This is a genomic window from Streptomyces sp. NPDC039609 (genome assembly GCF_055596705.1).
In genome coordinates this window covers 486,603-503,702 of sequence record NZ_JBVIUJ010000003.1, presented here as the reverse complement: position 1 = coordinate 503,702, position 17,100 = coordinate 486,603, and the positions used below count along the sequence as shown (strand labels likewise).

Genomic DNA, 17,100 nt, shown 5'->3' with positions numbered 1-17,100 from the left:
GCGGGCCCCGGGTCAGAGGCGGGTGGCGTGCCTCGGGCGCGCGCGGTGGCCACGGCGACGGCCGGGGCCCAGCCGCATACGGCCGGGTCCGGGGCCGACCAGACCGGCCCTGAACAGGCCGTAGGTCAGGCGCCGTTGGGCGGCGGCCTCCAGCTCGTCCCGCAGGGCGCCGTCGCGCAGCAGCGCCTCGGAGCCCAGCAGCCCCTCGACGACGGCCAGCGCGCCGGCGATGTCGCCGTGGTGCAGGCGCTCGCGGACGCCGTCGAGACAGTCCGGACGACGGTGCGCCCGGTCGATGGCCTGGAGGCAGGGGAGTGGGGTGCCGGACAACGCGGCCAGCAACTCCTCCCGGCGGAGCTCGGCCGGATCGTGGTCCAGCGCGGACAGCACCCCGTCGACCAGGCCGATCCGGTGCCGGGCTCCCCGGCACTCCACGATGTGCTGTTGCGCCGTCCGGTCCGACAGCGGCCGCGAACCGGCCGGTGGCAGACCGGGGACGAGTGCGGACGCGACCAGCGGGTGCAGCCCGTCGGCCTCGATCAGCCCGCTGCGGAGCAGCTCGAGGTCGGGCAGCACCCAGGTCGCCGCATCGGGCAGCACCGGCAGCGCGGGGACGCCACCGTCCGCGGGCGCCTCCGTGATCCGCATCGAGCGCGGTCCGGGGCCTTCCCGGTCCGCCACCAGGTCCAGGAGCAGCCGTTGTCGGGCCCCGACGCGCACGCTGACGGTGCCGGCGGACCGCCCGTCGGCGTGGAGCAGGATGCCCGCCTCGTCCGCCCAACGGTCGACGGCGCAGCGGAGGTCCGGCGGCACCGCCCCCCGTACCTCCGGGGTCGTCGGAGCAGGGTCGTCCTCCGGCGGCGGCAGGGACCCGGACCGGGCCCGGAGCTCGTCCGTCCGGCGCGCGTCCCACAGGTGGCGATGCAGGTCGAGACGGAACCGCCGGCTCGGATGAGGGTGCGGATGACGGCGAGCGCTCGGCTCGGAGTGCGATCCGTCCCACAGCGCGAGGCTGATGCGCTGACCGCCGTCCGCCCACGCCGGCGGAGTCCGGACCACCAGGTGGACCGGGCCGGCGCCGTCCCGCCCGGAGGCTTCGTACCGGGCCAGGGCGACGGTCAGACCCGGGCGGAGCAGTCCGTCGGGAGCGACCCTCGGGAGATGCCAGCGCAGCAGGTCGGGTGCCAGATGGCGGAGATCGGCCCGTACTCGGGTGGCCAGATCCCGGCCATGGGTACGCGACACGGACTTGAGGTCGAGATCGACGTCCACGCCGGCCGCGGCGCAGGCTCCTGCCCAGTCCCCGGCGGAGCGGCGGGCGGTCGCAGTCTCGATCATGGAGGGCGGCACGGCGAACTCTCGCACGCGCAGCCAGAAGGAAAGCGGGGAATTCCCATACGCGGTATCAGTGAGCATCAGCACTCACCTTGCGCGGACGGGTCCCCCAATCTGCGGAGAGAATGAGTAGTCATCGCGGCGATCATAGAGCCCCATGACCTCGATCTGCCAGGTGTTCCGCCCGCCGGTTTGCCGGGGCCGTAGGGTGGGGCCATGGGAGACACACCGCACCGGTCCGGCGCACGGGGCCAGGGGCGCGATCCGGAGCGTCGGAGTATCGGCGTGCTCGGCTGGGCGTTGCCGGTCCTGGTGATGGTCGGCCTGTTCACGCTGTGGCCCTGGTGATCGGCGCCATGACGACGCCGCGCGATGACGACGACGACCCGTACCTGTGGCTGGAGGACCTGGAGGGCCAGGCAGCTCTGGAGTGGGTGGCCGAGCGGAACACGGAGACGGCGACCGCACTGACCTCGGACGCCGACTTCGCCGCCTTGAAGGAGCGCCTGCGCGAGGTGCTGGACGCCTCGGACCGCATCCCCTACACGGCGCGTCGCGGAGCGTTCCTCTACAACTTCTGGCGGGACGCCACGCATGTACGTGGCGTGTGGCGGCGGACGACGCTCGAGCAGTACCGCAAGGACGCCCCCCAGTGGGAAGACGTCCTCGACCTCGACGCGCTCGCCGCCGCGGAGGACGAGAAGTGGCTGTGGGCGGGTGCGCGGGTGCGTCACCCCGAGTACGACCGGGCTCTGGTGTGTCTGTCGCGCGACGGTGGGGACGCCGTGGTGGTCCGCGAGTTCGACCTCGCCACGCGGTCCTTCGTCGACGGCGGTTTCCAGGTCGACGAGGCGAAGACGCGGATCGGGTGGATCGACGCCGACACCGTCTTCATCGGCACGGACTTCGGGCCGGGCTCGCTGACGGACGCCGGCTATCCGCGCACCGTGCGCCGGTGGCGGCGCGGTACGCCGCTGGAGCAGGCCGAGCCGGTCTTCGAGGCGGACCCGGTCGACGTGGCGGCCTCGGGTTGGCGCGACACCACCCCCGGATTCGAACGGGACTTCGTCGCTCGTTCCCTGGACTTCTTCCGCAGCGAGACGTACGTCCTCGGTGCCGACGACACGCTCGTGAAGGTCGACGTCCCCGACGACGCCGACGCCTACGTCCACCGACGGCATCTGATCGTCACCCTGAAGTCCGACTGGCTCGGGCAACGGGCCGGTTCCCTGCTGGCGTTCGACTTCGAGGACTTCCTCACGGGCGACCGTACGGCGGCTGTGCTGTTCACCCCGGACGAGCGGACCGCCCTCGCCGGGCACTCGTGGACCCGGCACCATCTGATCCTGGAGACGATGCGGGACGTCAGTACCCGCATCGAGGTCCTCACCCCGGACCCCGGCGGCATCTGGGCGCGCACGCCGCTCGCGGACGTTCCGGAGCTGTCGGCGGTCACCGTCGTGGACACGGACCCCGACCTCTCCGACGAGTACTTCCTGGATGTGTCGGGGTTCCTGCAACCCTCCACCCTGTACCGGGGAGAGATCGGCGCCGACACCGAGATCCTCAAGCAGGCTCCGGCCCGCTTCGACACGGCCGGCCTGACGGTCGAGCAGCTCTTCGCCACCTCCCCGGACGGGACGCGGGTGCCGTACTTCGTCATCGGCCCCGACCGCGCCGCCACCGGGCCCGGACCGACCCTGCTGTACGGCTACGGCGGCTTCGAGGTCTCCCTCACCCCCTACTACGGCGCGGTGAAGGGCCGGGCGTGGCTGGAGCGCGGGGGCACGTACGTGATCGCGAACATCCGGGGTGGTGGCGAGTACGGACCGGACTGGCACCAGGCCGCGCTCGGCGCCCAGCGGCCGCGCGCCTTCGAGGACTTCGCGGCGGTCGCCGCGGACCTTGTCGCCCGGCGCATCACCACCCCCGCCATGCTCGGCGCGGCAGGGGGCAGCAACGGCGGCCTGCTCATGGGCGCGATGCTCACCCGCCACCCGGAGCTCTTCGGTGCGATCGTCGCCCAGGTGCCGCTCCTCGACATGCTCCGCTTCCACAAGCTTCTCGCCGGGGCTTCGTGGATGGCCGAGTACGGCAATCCGGACGACGAAGCCGATCGCCCGCACCTCCGTGCGATCTCGCCCTACCACCAGCTCGCCGAGGACCGCGTCTACCCGCCGGTCCTCCTGATGACCTCCACCCGTGACGACCGTGTCCACCCGGGCCATGCCCGCAAGGCGGCCGCGCGACTGCGCGAACTCGGCCACGAGGTCCTGCTCCACGAGAACACCGGCGGCGGTCACGCCGGCGCCGGCGACAACGAACAGGCCGCCCACAACGACGCCCTGGTCCACACCTTTCTCTGGCAGCGGCTCATGAGGGGGAAACGTGAAGAGCCCGCGCCTGCGCTGTGAGGGCTTGAGGTCGCCTCGTATCTTTTCCGTCAGCGAATTCCTACGAGTCGCGCGGTGACGTGCTTGTCGTATCGCTCGAACTCGTCGGTAACTCGTGAAAACGTTCGAGTTCCTGGCCTTGCGCAGTCCTGACCAGCCGGAACTCGGCGTCGCCGTGATGGCCGAAGTTCCCGTTCATGGATTCACGTGAGCGGGGTATGGTCGAGCCCGTTCGAACGCCTGGGTGCCCCTCGTCGATCAAGTGCGGTACATAGCACCACATTTGAAGGGATGGGGCGAACACCGGGAATTCCGATAGGGAGAGGGAAATCGGGGCACACTCGGACCCCACGTACGAAGACCGACCGAAAGATGTTCGAGGCGAGGCAAACCGATGGATGCTCCGACCCCCACGTCGGCCGACGGTGACAGGTCCGGCGTGACTCCCGGAGCCGGCTCCGGTGGCAGCAGTCGGGACGCGGGCTGGTTCGGTCGAAGCCCGCAGCATCAGCAGGACGGATCCGGATCCCGGGACGCGGAGGAGCGCATACCCAGCCGACCCGTCACCCCGATACGCCCGGTGGGCAACGGAGCCGGCCGAAGCCGTACGGCACCTCAGCGACCCGCTCCCGCGGCAAACGGGACCTCGGCCCAGGCCCCGGCCCCCGTGCCCGCCCAGGAGTCGAGACCGGCCGCCACCCCCGCTCCGAGCCCGCCGCCCGCCGCCACCCCCGCTCCGAGCCCGCCGCCCGCCGCCGCTCCCGCTGCGAGCCCGGCGCCGGCGCCAAGACCGGCCCCTGAGCCCGAGCCGCCGGCCGCCGCTCCTGCCCCGGCACCCGAGGACACGTCCGACGCCGGTCTCCTGCGCCGCACCATGGCCGAGATCGAGCCGATCGCCGACAAGGTCACCTCGCATTTCTACGCCCTGCTCTTCCTCCGCCACCCCGACCTGCGGAGCCTCTTCCCCGCGGCGATGGACACCCAGCGCGACCGGCTCTTCAAGGCGTTGCTCACCGCTGCGACCCATGCGGACGACACCGCCACCCTGACCACGTACCTGTCCCACCTCGGCCGCGGGCACCGCAAGTACGGCACCCTTCCCGAGCACTATCCGGCCGTCGGCGAGTGCCTCATCGGTGCCCTCTCCCGCTACGCCCCGGAGAGCTGGGGGCCGAGGACCGAGGCCGCCTGGGTGGGTGCCTACACCGCGATCTCCCAGATCATGATCGACGCGGCGGCCGAGGACGAGCTGCGCGCCCCCGCATGGTGGCAGGCGGAAGTGGTCGCGCACGACATGCGTACCCCGGACATCGCGGTCGTGACGGTCCGGCCCGACCAGCCCTATCCCTTCCTCGCCGGGCAGTACGCCTCGCTGGAGACCCCCTGGTGGCCGCGGGTCTGGCGGCACTACTCCTTCGCCTCCGCGCCGCGCTCCGACGGGCTGCTCTCCTTCCACGTCAAGGCCGTGCCGGCGGGCTGGGTCTCCAACGCCCTCGTGCACCGCGCCCGCCCGGGGCATGTGATCCGGCTCGGTGCCCCTTCCGGATCCATGACCGTGGACCACAACACCGACAACGGACTGCTGTGCCTCGGCGGCGGCACCGGCATCGCGCCCATCAAGGCCCTGGTCGAGGACGTGGCCCAGCACGGCCGCCGCCGCACCGTGGACGTGTTCTACGGCGCCCGCAGCAACCACGACCTCTACGACATCGACACCATGCTGCGGCTCCAGCAGTCGCACCCCTGGCTCTCGGTCCGCCCGGTCGTGGACGACGGCCCCGTGGGCCTGCTGTCCGGCGGCATCCCGGAGGCCGTGCGCGAGTTCGGCCCGTGGCACACGTACGACGCATACCTGTCCGGCCCGCCCGGGATGATCCGGCGCAGCGTCGACACCCTGGTGGGCATCGGCATCCCCACCCATCGCATACGGCACGACTCCATCGAGGAACTGGTCGGGGCAACGACTTGAGCACTTTCGAACAGACCGGGCAGCGGCAGGCGACGCCCCTGCGTACCACCCGCCCGGGCAGCGACGGCGAACATCAGGTCCAGCAGCGCATGGGCACCACGGAGCGCGCCGACAAGTTCTACGCCGAGCAGGTTCTGGACCGACTCAACACCCGGATGCGGGAGTTCGTGGCGCGACAGGAGATGTTCTTCCTCGCGACAGCCGACAGACACGGCGAGTGCGACAACACCTTCCGGGCCGGCCCGCCCGGCTTCCTCCACGTCCTGGACGACCGGACCCTTGCCTACCCCGAGTACCGGGGCAACGGAGTCCAGGCCAGCCTCGGCAACATCGAGGAGAACCCGCACGTCGGCATCCTGATGATGGACTTCCTCCAGGACCGCATCGGTCTCCATGTCAACGGCACCGCACGGGTCGTGGCCGACGACGAGATGCGCCGCGCCCACGCCGGGCTCGCCTCCGACCCCGTGCCCGGCCGCCGCGCCCAGGTGTGGGTGGAGGTCGCCGTCGAGGAGGCGTACATCCACTGCGCCAAGCACATCCCTCATCTGCAGAAGATGCCGCTGCACGGCACCGGCCGCGCATGGGGAACGGACGACTTCAGGCGCAAGGGCGGCGACTTCTTCGGTGCCGCCGCCGAAGCGCCGGAGCGGGGTCCCTTCGTGCCCCCGCCCCGCGCGGACGCGGCGACCTGGCGGGCGGAGGCCGAGAAGGTCCTGGAGCGGGCCGAGCAGCGCGTGGCCGAAGCCGACGAGGTGTTCAGCGGCTGGTTCCGCAGGAACGTGTCCGTCTGATCCGCCCCACCCCGCCCGCCGCCGGTGTCCACCCGCGCTGACGTTCGAATCCACTTGTCCCCCCGATGATCACGGGTTACGGTCCCCGGGCACACATCGGGGGATCAGGGCAGGTGGGGGAAGATGGCGGACAACGACACGGCAGAGCTCTCCAGACGTGCGGTGGTGCGACAGGTCGTCGCGGGCCTGGTCCTCGTGCCGGCCCTGTGCGCCGGTCTGTGGGTGATGGGCCGGACGCTGGACTCGGGCAGCGTGAACAGCGGCTCAGGGCCTGCCTCGTGCTCGGACGGGAAGCCGGAGAAGGCGCCGGTGGAGCCGGGGCAGGTGCCCGTCACCGGGACGCAACTGTGCGAGGTGCTCAACCGTCCCGACCTCGCTGAGCTGCTGGGGACGCCGACGGAGCCGGTGAAGTCCGCCCACGGCAGCGACAGTTCCTTCGGGAGCGGCGACGAGAAGGTCGCCACGCCTTCGGCCGAGGTCGAGATCGGGACGTACACCGTGACGCTGTCGGCCACCTACGACGGCCGTCCGGTGGGCGGGGAGCCCTCGATCCTGTGGAACGACGCACAGCCACGGAAGCTTCTCGGCCGCCCGGCGGTGCTCTACTCGGACCAGGCCATCAGAATCAGCTTCCGCCTCGACGGAAGCGACGCGCAGACCGGTCCCGGCATCCCGGCCCGCACCGTCGTCGTGGCCCAGGACGCCAAGGACAGCGGTGGCTCCTTCGAAGTGACCCTGTGGCGCGAGGACGGCTGGGTACCGGACGACGCGGTGCTGCTCCGCATCGCCGAGAAGGTCCTGCCGACGCTCCCGGGATGGTCCGCCACCGGGTGACGGTCTCCGGCACGGTCCGTCATCGGCCGTTCCCGACCGCGGTCGCGGATCAGCCGCTCCGCATCCCCTCGCGTGGCGGGGAGTCACCACCTCGCCACCCCGTCAGCTCCGCCCCCGTCACTGGCCCACCCTTCCGTCGACGCACTCGCGCAGCAGGTCGGCGTGGCCGCAGTGACGGGCGTACTCCTCGATCCGGTGCACCATCAGCTCCCGCACCGGGGTTCCGTCCTTCGGCAGGCGCTCGCCCAGATCCGGGTGCTCGGCGAGCGCGGCGTCGGTCGCGGCCTGCTCACGCTCCAGATCGGCGAACGCGGCGTCGACGACGGCCTGTTCGGCGACCGCGCCGTGGAAGTCCGCGTCCTTGACGCCGTACAGCTTCGGCACCGGATCGCCGCTGATCCAGCTGCGCCAGTCCCGTTCCACCTCGACGAGGTGGCGGATCAGGCCGAGCAGCGACATCGTCGACGGCGGAACCGACCGTCGGGCCAGCTGCTCCGCGTCCAGGCCCTCGCACTTCATCCGCAAGGTCATGCGATAGCCCGCCAGGAAGTCCAGCAGCGTGGCGAGCTCGCCCTCCGGACCTTCCCCGTCGGTGTCGCGGGGGTCATTGTCCGGGTCGGTCCACATGTCGGGGTAGACGGTGGCCTGGGTCCAACGGGCGGGTTGCTCACTCATGCCATGCATGATCATCCGTGCGGACCGGGCTCGCAAGGGGTTTTCGCCTGCGCCCGGCCCTCACAGGTCACCGTGGTCGCCCGTCCGCCCGGCCGGCCCAGCTGATATCGCGGGGTGTCCGCGGCGAGCCTAGGCTGAGGGAAATGCCCACCCCCGGGCCCCACGCCCGCACCGCGGAAGGTGAGGACCTTGAGCGCCTCCCCCGAAGAGCAGGAACGACTGGAACCGCGGGTGGGCCCCGAGCCCGACGCCGAGCCGGAGTTCCAGCCCTATCACCATCCGGCCGCCGGGTGGGGTGCGGCCAAGAGCGTGACACGGTTCATGGCACGCGAGGGCGCGCTGGTGGACGGGCCGCGGGCCATCATGAAGATGAACCACGAGAACACCGGGTTCGACTGCCCCGGGTGTGCCTGGCCGGACGACACCAAGGGCCTGCACCTGGACATCTGCGAGAACGGGATCAAGCACGTCACCTGGGAGATGACCCGCAAGCGGGTCGAGCGTGAGTTCTTCGCCTCCCACTCGGTGACCGAGCTGGCCGGGTGGAGCGACTACGACCTGGAGAACCAGGGGCGGCTCACCGAACCGATGGTCTACGACCCCGACACGGATCATTACGTCCCCGTCAGCTGGAAGGACGCCTTCGAGCTCGTCGGGCGCACTCTGCGCGAGCTGGACTCCCCGCACCAGGCTTCGTTCTACACCTCCGGCCGGCTCGGCAACGAGGCCACCTTCCTGTACCAGCTCATGGCCAGGGAACTGGGCACGAACAACCTGCCCGACTGCTCCAACATGTGCCACGAGGCCAGCGGCCGCGCCCTCCAGGCGGCACTCGGTACGGGAAAGGGAACCGTCGACCTCAAGGACTGGGAGACCACCGACGCCCTCTTCATCATGGGCGTCAACGTGGCCTCCAACGCGCCCCGGATGCTCACGGCCCTCTCCGAGGCGTACCACCGCGGCGCGAAGATCGTGCACATCAACCCCCTCGTCGAGGCGGGCGCCACACGCACGATCATCCCGCACGACTTCAAGGACATGGCCACCTTCCACTCGACCCGGACGAGCACCCTCAACCTCCAGCCGCGCATCGGCGGCGACATGGCGCTCGTACGAGGCATGGCGAAGGCGATCCTGGAGCAGTCCGACGCCGACCCCAAGGCGCTGGACCGGGAGTTCATCGAACGCCACACCGCCGGCTTCGAGGAGTACCGCGCCCTGTGCGAGGCCACGCCCTGGGACGAGATCGAGAACCAGTCCGGGACCGGCCGCTCCGACATCCTCGCGGCCGCCCGCGTCTACCGAGAGGCCGATCGCAGCATCATCAGCTGGTGCCTGGGCCTCACCCAGCACGAACACGGCGTCGACACCGTACGGGAGATCGTCAACCTCCTTCTGCTGCGCGGCAATCTGGGCCGGGAGGGAGCCGGGCCCTCGCCCGTGCGCGGCCACAGCAACGTCCAGGGCAACCGCACCTGCGGCATCGACCACCGCCCCACCGAGGAGTTCCTGGACCGCCTCGCCCAGGTCTGCGGGATCGAGCCGCCTCGCGAGCACGGGCTGGACACCATCGGCACCATTCAGGCGATGCACCGAGGCGACGTGCGAGTGTTCGTCGCCATGGGCGGCAACTTCGCCCTCGCCGCGCCCGACACCCCGTACACGTACGAGGCGCTGAGCCGCTGCGACCTCACCGTCCAGGTGAGCACCAAACTGAACCGCAGCCATGTCGTCCACGGGCGCCGGGCTCTCATCCTGCCCTGCCTCGGCCGGACCGAGAAGGACGACCAGCGGGGCGGCGTCCAGAGCACCTCCGTCGAGGACTCGATGAGCATGGTCCACCTGTCCGTCGGCATGAAGCGCCCCGCCTCCTCGCACCTGCTCTCCGAGCCCGCGATCGTCGCCGGCATGGCCCGCGCCGCCCTGCCCGAGAGCGAGACGCCGTGGGAGTGGTACATCGAGGACTACGACCGCATCCGCGACACCATGGCCCAAGCCCTCGACGGGTTCGAGGACTTCAACCGCCGTGTGCGGCTGCCGCTCGGCTTCCGCATCAAGCAGCCCGCGCGTGAACTCGTCTTCCTCACCCCGTCCGGGCGCGCCGAGTTCTCCACCGCCGAACTCCCCGACATCCTCCCGGACCCCGGGATGCTGGCGCTGGGCACCATGCGCTCCCACGACCAGTGGAACACCACCATCTACTCCGACAACGACCGCTACCGCGGCATCAAGAACCTGCGCACCCTCGTCTTCATGAACCAGGACGACATGCGCGAACGGGGGATCTCGAAGTTCGACCCCGTCGACATCACCAGCACCGCGAAGGACGGCAGCCAACGCCACCTCAACGGCTATCTGGCGATTCCGTACGACATCCCGCGCGGCTGCGCGGCCGGCTACATGCCCGAGATGAACGTCCTGTGCGCGCTCGGCGACTACAGCACCCAGAGCGACCAGCCGATCATGAAGCACGTCAGGGTCACCATCACGCCCGCCGCCTGAACTCCCCATGCTCCTCGCCGAACTCCCACCCCGTGGCAGGCGGCCGCCCCCGACTCCTCGTGGGCCTGCCCGGCAACGCCCTGGCCGCTGTGGCAGGCACCGTCACCCTCGCGGCGCCGCTGGTGCACCGGCTGGGCGGACACGCCCACCAGGCTCCGCGCCGAGCCGCAGCCGCCGAGCCGCAGCCGCCGCGCCGCTGCCGGGGCACGCGCGGGACACCCGGCTGCTGCCGGTCCGTCTCACCGAGGGCACCGCGGTGCCGCTCGCCTTCGACGGCCCGGCGATGCTGCGTGGGCCGACCCTCGCCGACGGCCTCGCGGTGGTCCCACCGCGTGGACTCGCCGAAGGCTCGCCACGGAGGTTCTGGACGCCCCCGGCCGATGATTCCGTACAGCCGCCCCCGACGACAGGACATGAGCCATGCCGCACCGGCACGACATCGCCGATGACCCGCTACGGCTGCTCGCCGTCCGCGACACCCCGCTCTCCCTCGACGAGGTGTACGCGGCGGTGGGCGACCCCGCCGCCGGAGGCACCGCCGTCTTCGTCGGCACGGTGCGCGACCCACGACCGCGGCACGTCCGTCACCTCCCTGGAGTACACCTCCCATCCGGGCGCCACGGGCGAGCTGCACCGGGATGGGAGAGAAGGTCCTCGCCGACTTCCCGGTCCGCGCACGGGCCGCCGCGCACCGGACCGGCCGTCTCGCGATCGGCGACGTCGCGGTGATCGCGGCCGTCTCCTGTCCGCACCGGGCAGAGGCGTTCGCCGCGTGCGAGAGGCTGGTCGAGGACCTCAAGCACCAGGTGCCGATCTGGAAGCACCAGATCTTCACGGACGGCACCGAGGAGTGGGTCGGCGCATGCTGACGGCGGTGCCCGGCCTGCGTCCCGGCCGGAGGCCGGATACGCTGACGCCGTACCCTTTGTCGCAGTTCGTAAATGAATGTCTGCCGGGAGTCACGTGGTCACCACGCAGCCCGTCGTCGTACCGCCGCCGAGAGCCGCCGTGTTCCTCGTGGCCACGCTGAACCCCGGCGGTGAGGCAGCCGTACGGGACGCGCTGGCCGATCTCGCCGGGCTGACGCGCTCCGTGGCCTTCCGTTCGCCGGACTCCGTCCTCACCTGCGTCGCGGGCATCGGCTCGACGGCGTGGGACCGCCTCGTCGGCGGACCGCGCCCGCGCGAGCTCCACCCCTTCACGCCGCTGACGGGCCCCCGGCACCGGGCGCCGTCCACCCCGGGCGATCTGCTCTTCCACGTACGCGGTCGTCGTATGGACCTCTGCTTCGAACTGGCCCGGCTCATCGTCGACGCCCTGGGCGCCGCCGTGACCGTCGTCGACGAGGTGCACGGCTTCAAGTACTTCGACGAGCGCGACCTCCTCGGCTTCGTCGACGGCAGCGAGAACCCGGAAGCGGGGCAGGCGGACGACGCAGTGTTCGTCACCGACGACGAGCCGCCCTTCCTCGGCGGCAGCTACGTCATCGTGCAGAAGTACGTCCACGACATGGCGGCCTGGCAGTCGCTCAGCGTCGAGGAGCAGGAACACGTCATCGGCCGTACGAAGTCGTCCAACGTCGAACTCCCCGACGGCGTCAAACCGGACGACTCGCACGTCGCGCTCAACACGATCGTCGACGCGGACGGCACCGAACAGAAGATCGTGCGCGAGAACATGGCGTTCGGCGAGGTCGGCCGCGGCGAGTTCGGCACCTACTTCATCGGCTACGCGCGCACTCCCGCGGTGACCGAACAGATGCTGCGCAACATGTTCCTCGGCGACCCGCCGGGCCTCACCGACCGCATCCTCGACTTCTCCACGGCCGTCACCGGCGGCCTCTTCTTCGTGCCCAGTGCCGACCTCCTCGGCGACCTGCCCGCCCCGGCCTCCGGGACCGCCCACCGAGGCGATTTGCGCATCGGCAGCCTCAAAGGAGCCTGAGCGTCATGACGAACCCCGCCGCCACCGACAACCTGCACCGCGAACTCGCCCCGATCACCCCGGCCGCCTGGGCCGAGATCGAGGAAGAGGCGCGCCGTACCTTCCGGCGCCATGTCGCCGGGCGCCGGGTGGTCGACGTCCCGGGCGCGGCGGGCCCGGGGCTCGCCGCCGCCGGCACAGGCCATCTCGACGAGATCGATCCGCCCGCCCCCGGCGTCACGGCGCGGCTGCGCGAGGCACGCCGACTGGTCGAACTCCGCGTCCCGTTCACCGTGAGCCGGGCCGCCGTGGACGACGTCGAGCGCGGCTCGCACGACTCGGACTGGCAGCCCGTGAAGGAGGCGGCACGCGCCATGGCCTTCGCGGAGGACCGCGCCGTCTTCGACGGGTACGCGGCGGCGGGCATCGAAGGGCTGCGGTCGCGGACGTCCAACCCGGAGCTGGCCCTGCCCGCCGAGCCGCGCGACTACCCCGACGCGATCAGCAGAGCCCTGACGTCGCTGCGGCTGGCCGGCGTCGACGGGCCGTACGCGCTCCTGCTCGGCGCCGACGCGTACACGGCGGTCAGCGAGACCTCCGATCACGGCTACCCGATCGCGGCGCACCTGGGCCGGATCCTGGGAGGCGACCCGATCTGGGCGCCCGCACTGCGCGGCGCGTTCGTCCTGTCCACCCGGGGCGGCGACTTCGAACTGCTCCTCGGCCAGGACCTGGCGATCGGCTACACCGGGCATGACGCGAACAGCGTCGATCTGTACTTCCAGGAGACGCTGACCTTCCTGACGTACACGGACGAGGCCGTCGTCGTGCTCACGTCCTGAAGCCCCGACGCCCCGAGTCCCGCCCGCCGCGCTACGGCGAGCCGTGGATGTCGCCCAGGGAGAGGACGACCGCGGTCGTGCGGCCGTCGGGCGCCTGGTAGGTCACCGTGTCGCCGGCGCGGTGCCCGAGCAGCGCGTGCCCGAGCGGGCTGTCGGCGGTCACCAGGGTCAGGTCCAGCTCCTCGGCCACCTCGCCGACCTGGAGCGTCGACTCCGTCCCGTCCGCGAACCGTACGCTGACGGTGCTGCCCACCCCGATCACCTCCGTCGCCGGTGCGCCCGCGACGGACGCCTCCCGGATCCGGCCCTCGATCTCGGCGATGTGCCTGTCCAGACGGGCTACCTCCGAGGCGCGCTGCAGTTCGTCCGCCTCGTCCGCCCTGTCGCCCACAGGATCCTCGCCCCGCAAGGTCGCGGCCGCCGTATCCCGTTCGGCGCGCAGGTCCTCGAGTTCCTGCTGGAGCGCCCGCAGAGCGACGGCGCTGATGGGCTCGGGTCCACCGGTCATTCCTGCTCCCGTGATACGCGGGCGAATCGGTCGTACAGGCAATTCAATTACCGCACTCCGCGGAGAGTCCGGCAAATCGCGGCCCGGCGGAACCGGCGGCCGATATGGGCGCCGCTAATGTGGCGGCCCATGAGACGTTGGCTGCCGCGGTCCGCGGTTTCCCGGCTTGTCTGTTCGGTGGCCGTCGGAGTGGTGATGGGCGTCGTCATCGGCGTCCTGGCCGACGTACCGCTGGGAGTTCTCGCCGGTATCGCCGTGACGGAGACGGGATTCGTCGTCGCCGGGTGGATCCAGATGTGGCCGCTGGACGCGACCACCACCCGCCGCGACGCCCGGCGTGAGGACTTCCGGCCCGTGACGGACGAGGTCGTCATCGTCGCGGTCGCCCTGTGCGGACTGGGCAGCATCGTCGTCCTGCTCCTCCGCGGCGGAACCGACACCGGCCACGCCGCCGCCGCGACCGCGCTCAGCGGTGTGTTCATGGCCTGGGCGGCACTGCACCTGATGTACGCCACCCGTTATGCGTTCCTCTATTACGGCGATTCGGAGGGAGGGATCGACTTCAATTCCGATCGGCAGCCCGCGTACCGGGACTTCTTCTACTTCAGTTACAACCTCGGTATGACCTATCAGGTCTCCGACACCGACGTATCGAGTCCGACGATCCGCGCGGTGGTGCTACGGCATTCGCTCCTGTCCTATGTCTTCGGTACCAGCATCCTCGCGACCGCCATCAATCTCGTCGTCGGACTCGTCACCGGCTGACGTCGCCCGGTACGGACCGGGACCCGGGCTTGGAGGGTCGGCCCGTTCGGCGTCAGACTCGGACGCATGAGATCCACGACGCCGCCCTCGTCCGTTCCGCTCCTGGCCATCGCCTCATGACGTCCGCGGTCGTCGTCGGCGCTGGTCCCAACGGGCTCGCCGCCGCGGTCCTGCTCGCGAAGGCAGGCCTGGAGGTCACCGTCCTCGAAGCCGCCGACGAGGTCGGCGGCGGCACCCGCAGCTACGAGGCGATCCTGCCGGGCCTGCTGCACGACCACTGCTCGGCCATCCACCCGATGGCCGTCACGTCGCCCGCGCTCCGGTCGCTCGACCTGGAACGCCAGGGGCTGCGCTGGCTGCTCCCGGACATCGACTGTGTGCATCCACTGGACGACGGGTCCGCCGGGGTGCTGCTGCGCTCCGTCGAGGACACCGCCTCGGGGCTCGGCACCGACGGCAGTCGCTACCGGGCACTGATGGAGCCTTCGGTACGGCGCTGGGAGGCACTCGCCGAGGACGTCATGGGCCCCCTGCTGCGGATCCCGTCGCACCCACTGCTGCTCGCCCGCTTCGGTCTGCCCACCGTCCTGCCCGCCACGGCCCTCGCCCGCCTCTTCCGGACCCCCGCGGCGCAGGCCCTGTGGGCAGGCGTCGCGGCCCACGCCTTCCGCCCGCTGTCCCACCCGCTCAGCTCGGCGATCGGACTCGGCATCCTCACCGCCGGCCACACCGCCGGATGGGCTGTGGCCGAGGGCGGCTCACAGTCCATCACCCGCGCCATGGAGGCGGCGCTCCTGGAGCACGGCGGCATCGTCCACACCGGGGTACGTATCACCGACGCCGCGCAGATCCCGCCCGCCGAGGTCACCCTCCTCGACCTCGATCCCGGCCAGATCGCGTCCGTGTACGGCGATCGCCTGCCGCCCCGTGTACGGACCGCGTACCGCCGGTTCCGCAGGGGCCCCGGCGCGTTCAAGGTCGACCTGGCCGTCGAGGACGGCGTGCCCTGGACGAACGAACACGCCCGGCGCGCGGGCACCGTGCACCTCGGCGGGCCGCTCGCCGAGGTGGCGCGGGGGGAGAAGGACGTGACGGCCGGACGGATGCCGGAGCGCCCCTTCGTCCTCGTCGGCCAGCAATATCTGGCGGATCCCTCGCGGTCGGTGGGGAACGTCCACCCCGTCTATACGTACGCCCACGTTCCGTACGGCTACGAAGGGGACGCCACCGAGGCGATCCTGCGGCAGCTCGAGCGCTTCGCCCCCGGCGTACGGGAACGCGTCGTGGGCATGCGGACCACCCGACCCGCCGACTTCGCCACCGCCAACGCGAACTTCGTGGGCGGCGACATCCTCACGGGAGCCAAGACGATCCCCCAACTCGTCCTCGGCGCCCGCCCGGCACTCGACCCGTACGCCACCGGCCTGCCCGGGGTGTTCCTGTGTTCGGCCGCCGTCCCGCCGGGGCCCGGGGCCCATGGCATGTGCGGCGCCGGGGCGGCGCGGTCCGCGCTGCGGCACCTCGGCATCCCGTCCGAGTGATGTGGCGGCGCGCGGGCCGACCGGCTCCTACGGGGGCGCGGGATCCCCGGGGAGGTGGTCCAGAGCGGCGGCGACATCGTTCTCTCGGGCGACGGTCGTCAGCGCTCGGGCCAGGACAGAACCGGGCTCCCGGGCGGTGACCACGAGACCCATCGGCACCGTGCGGGCAGGCTCGACCAGCGGCACCGCCCTCATGCCGTGCGGGACGCCGAAGACGTGCAGCCAGGTGTGCGGCACGACACTGGCCCACCGGCCCGTCCTGACGTGGGCGAACAGAGCGGCCACCGAATCGGTCTCGACCCGGGGCGACGGCTCCACCCCGGCCTCGGCGAACACCTCGTCCAGCACCTGGCGGCCCTGCATGGCACCCGTCAGCAGGCACAGGGGCAGCCGGGAAGCCTCTGCCCAGGTCGCCGTCGCCCGATGAACGGGCATGTCGGCGGCGCTGGTCAGGAGCACGTACCGCTCCTCGTAGAGCGGGACCGACCGGAAGTCCTCCGAGAAGCCCTTGTGCAGATACGTGATTCCGGCGTCGATCTCGAAGTTCCGCAACTGCCGGAGGATGTCCTGCGACTGGAGGTCCGCTATCACCTCCACCCTCACCAGCGGATGGGCGAGGCAGAACGGGGCGGTCAGCAGGGAGACGGCGCCGACGGCGGTCGGGACCGAGCCGATCCGTATCGTGCCGCTCAACCCGCCGCGCAGGGCACCGACCTCGTCCTCGAGGGCGTCGCGGTCGGCCAGGATCCGCTGCGCCCACACCACGATGCGCTCACCCTCGGGCGTGAGGCCCTCGTACTTGCGGCCGCGCCGGACCAGCGGCACGTCCAGCTCCTCCTCCAGCTTCCGGATCGCCTCGGAGAGCGCGGGCTGAGAGACGTAGCAGGCCTGGGCGGCCCGGGCGAAGTGACGCTCCCGGGAGAGGGCGACCAGGTACTCGAGTTGACGGAACAGCACGCTACGGGTCTACCCGACCACTCGTCCGAAAGCCAGCCTCGGCCGCATGCCGCGGGGCGCGG

Annotated in this window: 14 protein-coding genes and 2 pseudogenes; 12 read left to right on the top strand and 4 right to left on the bottom strand. The window is 71.3% G+C overall.

Annotated features, from left to right (window positions below):
* Positions 1–12 precede the first annotated feature (12 nt).
* On the bottom strand, positions 13–1,416 hold the full coding sequence (locus tag ACZ561_RS11310) for a hypothetical protein (RefSeq protein ID WP_470992470.1): 1,404 nt from the start codon (positions 1,414–1,416) through the stop codon (positions 13–15).
* 135 nt (positions 1,417–1,551) lie between these two features.
* Between ACZ561_RS11310 and ACZ561_RS11305 the strand changes: the two genes are divergently transcribed.
* The 5 genes from ACZ561_RS11305 (at position 1,552) to ACZ561_RS11285 (ending at position 7,325) form a co-directional block, all read left to right on the top strand.
* Complete coding sequence (locus tag ACZ561_RS11305) at positions 1,552–1,683, top strand: hypothetical protein (protein WP_470992467.1); 132 nt, start codon at positions 1,552–1,554, stop codon at positions 1,681–1,683.
* An 8-nt stretch (positions 1,684–1,691) separates the two neighbouring features.
* A complete protein-coding gene (locus ACZ561_RS11300; protein WP_470992464.1) occupies positions 1,692–3,749 on the top strand; it encodes a prolyl oligopeptidase family serine peptidase in 2,058 nt (685 codons plus the stop codon).
* Positions 3,750–4,122: 373 nt separating this feature from the next.
* Entirely contained in the window at positions 4,123–5,697 is a 1,575-nt protein-coding gene (locus ACZ561_RS11295; protein WP_470992461.1) for a globin domain-containing protein, read from the top strand.
* A complete protein-coding gene (locus tag ACZ561_RS11290; RefSeq protein WP_470992458.1) occupies positions 5,694–6,491 on the top strand; it encodes a pyridoxamine 5'-phosphate oxidase family protein in 798 nt (265 codons plus the stop codon). The genes ACZ561_RS11295 and ACZ561_RS11290 overlap by 4 nt, the downstream gene beginning before the upstream one ends.
* A 123-nt stretch (positions 6,492–6,614) precedes the next feature.
* On the top strand, positions 6,615–7,325 hold the full coding sequence (locus ACZ561_RS11285) for a DUF6215 domain-containing protein (protein WP_470992455.1): 711 nt from the start codon (positions 6,615–6,617) through the stop codon (positions 7,323–7,325).
* Between the two features lie 117 nt (positions 7,326–7,442).
* Here the strand turns inward: ACZ561_RS11285 and ACZ561_RS11280 are convergent, their stop codons facing one another.
* Positions 7,443–8,009 carry a DinB family protein gene (locus ACZ561_RS11280; RefSeq protein ID WP_470992452.1) on the bottom strand — a complete coding sequence of 189 codons (567 nt, stop codon included), beginning with the start codon at positions 8,007–8,009 and terminating at the stop codon, positions 7,443–7,445.
* A gap of 180 nt (positions 8,010–8,189) precedes the next feature.
* Between ACZ561_RS11280 and ACZ561_RS11275 the strand changes: the two genes are divergently transcribed.
* The 5 genes and pseudogenes from ACZ561_RS11275 to ACZ561_RS11255 all read left to right on the top strand — a co-directional run bounded on the left by ACZ561_RS11275 (position 8,190) and on the right by ACZ561_RS11255 (position 13,267).
* Positions 8,190–10,502, top strand: a complete 2,313-nt coding sequence (locus ACZ561_RS11275) for an FdhF/YdeP family oxidoreductase (protein ID WP_470992449.1) — start codon at positions 8,190–8,192, stop codon at positions 10,500–10,502.
* Between the two features lie 7 nt (positions 10,503–10,509).
* Positions 10,510–10,779, top strand: a pseudogene (locus tag ACZ561_RS11270) (molybdopterin molybdotransferase MoeA); the annotation flags it as partial.
* Between the two features lie 143 nt (positions 10,780–10,922).
* A pseudogene (locus ACZ561_RS11265) lies at positions 10,923–11,371 on the top strand (molybdenum cofactor biosynthesis protein MoaE).
* Between the two features lie 94 nt (positions 11,372–11,465).
* Positions 11,466–12,446, top strand: a complete 981-nt coding sequence (locus tag ACZ561_RS11260) for a Dyp-type peroxidase (protein WP_470992447.1) — start codon at positions 11,466–11,468, stop codon at positions 12,444–12,446.
* 5 nt (positions 12,447–12,451) lie between these two features.
* Positions 12,452–13,267 carry a family 1 encapsulin nanocompartment shell protein gene (locus ACZ561_RS11255; protein WP_470992444.1) on the top strand — a complete coding sequence of 272 codons (816 nt, stop codon included), beginning with the start codon at positions 12,452–12,454 and terminating at the stop codon, positions 13,265–13,267.
* Between the two features lie 31 nt (positions 13,268–13,298).
* On the opposite strand, the gene ACZ561_RS11250 is transcribed toward ACZ561_RS11255, so the two are convergent.
* On the bottom strand, positions 13,299–13,775 hold the full coding sequence (locus tag ACZ561_RS11250) for a GreA/GreB family elongation factor (RefSeq protein ID WP_470992441.1): 477 nt from the start codon (positions 13,773–13,775) through the stop codon (positions 13,299–13,301).
* 129 nt (positions 13,776–13,904) lie between these two features.
* On the opposite strand from ACZ561_RS11250, the gene ACZ561_RS11245 reads away from it, so the two are divergent.
* Both ACZ561_RS11245 and ACZ561_RS11240 read left to right on the top strand, forming a co-directional pair.
* Positions 13,905–14,540: a DUF1345 domain-containing protein gene (locus ACZ561_RS11245; protein ID WP_470992437.1), complete on the top strand. Its 636-nt coding sequence runs from the start codon at positions 13,905–13,907 to the stop codon at positions 14,538–14,540.
* Positions 14,426–16,081, top strand: coding sequence for a phytoene desaturase family protein (locus ACZ561_RS11240; protein WP_470992992.1), 1,656 nt, complete (start codon positions 14,426–14,428; stop codon positions 16,079–16,081). The genes ACZ561_RS11245 and ACZ561_RS11240 overlap by 115 nt, the downstream gene beginning before the upstream one ends.
* A gap of 27 nt (positions 16,082–16,108) precedes the next feature.
* On the opposite strand, the gene ACZ561_RS11235 is transcribed toward ACZ561_RS11240, so the two are convergent.
* Positions 16,109–17,038, bottom strand: a complete 930-nt coding sequence (locus tag ACZ561_RS11235) for a LysR family transcriptional regulator (RefSeq protein ID WP_470992434.1) — start codon at positions 17,036–17,038, stop codon at positions 16,109–16,111.
* Between the last annotated feature and the right edge of the window lie 62 nt (positions 17,039–17,100).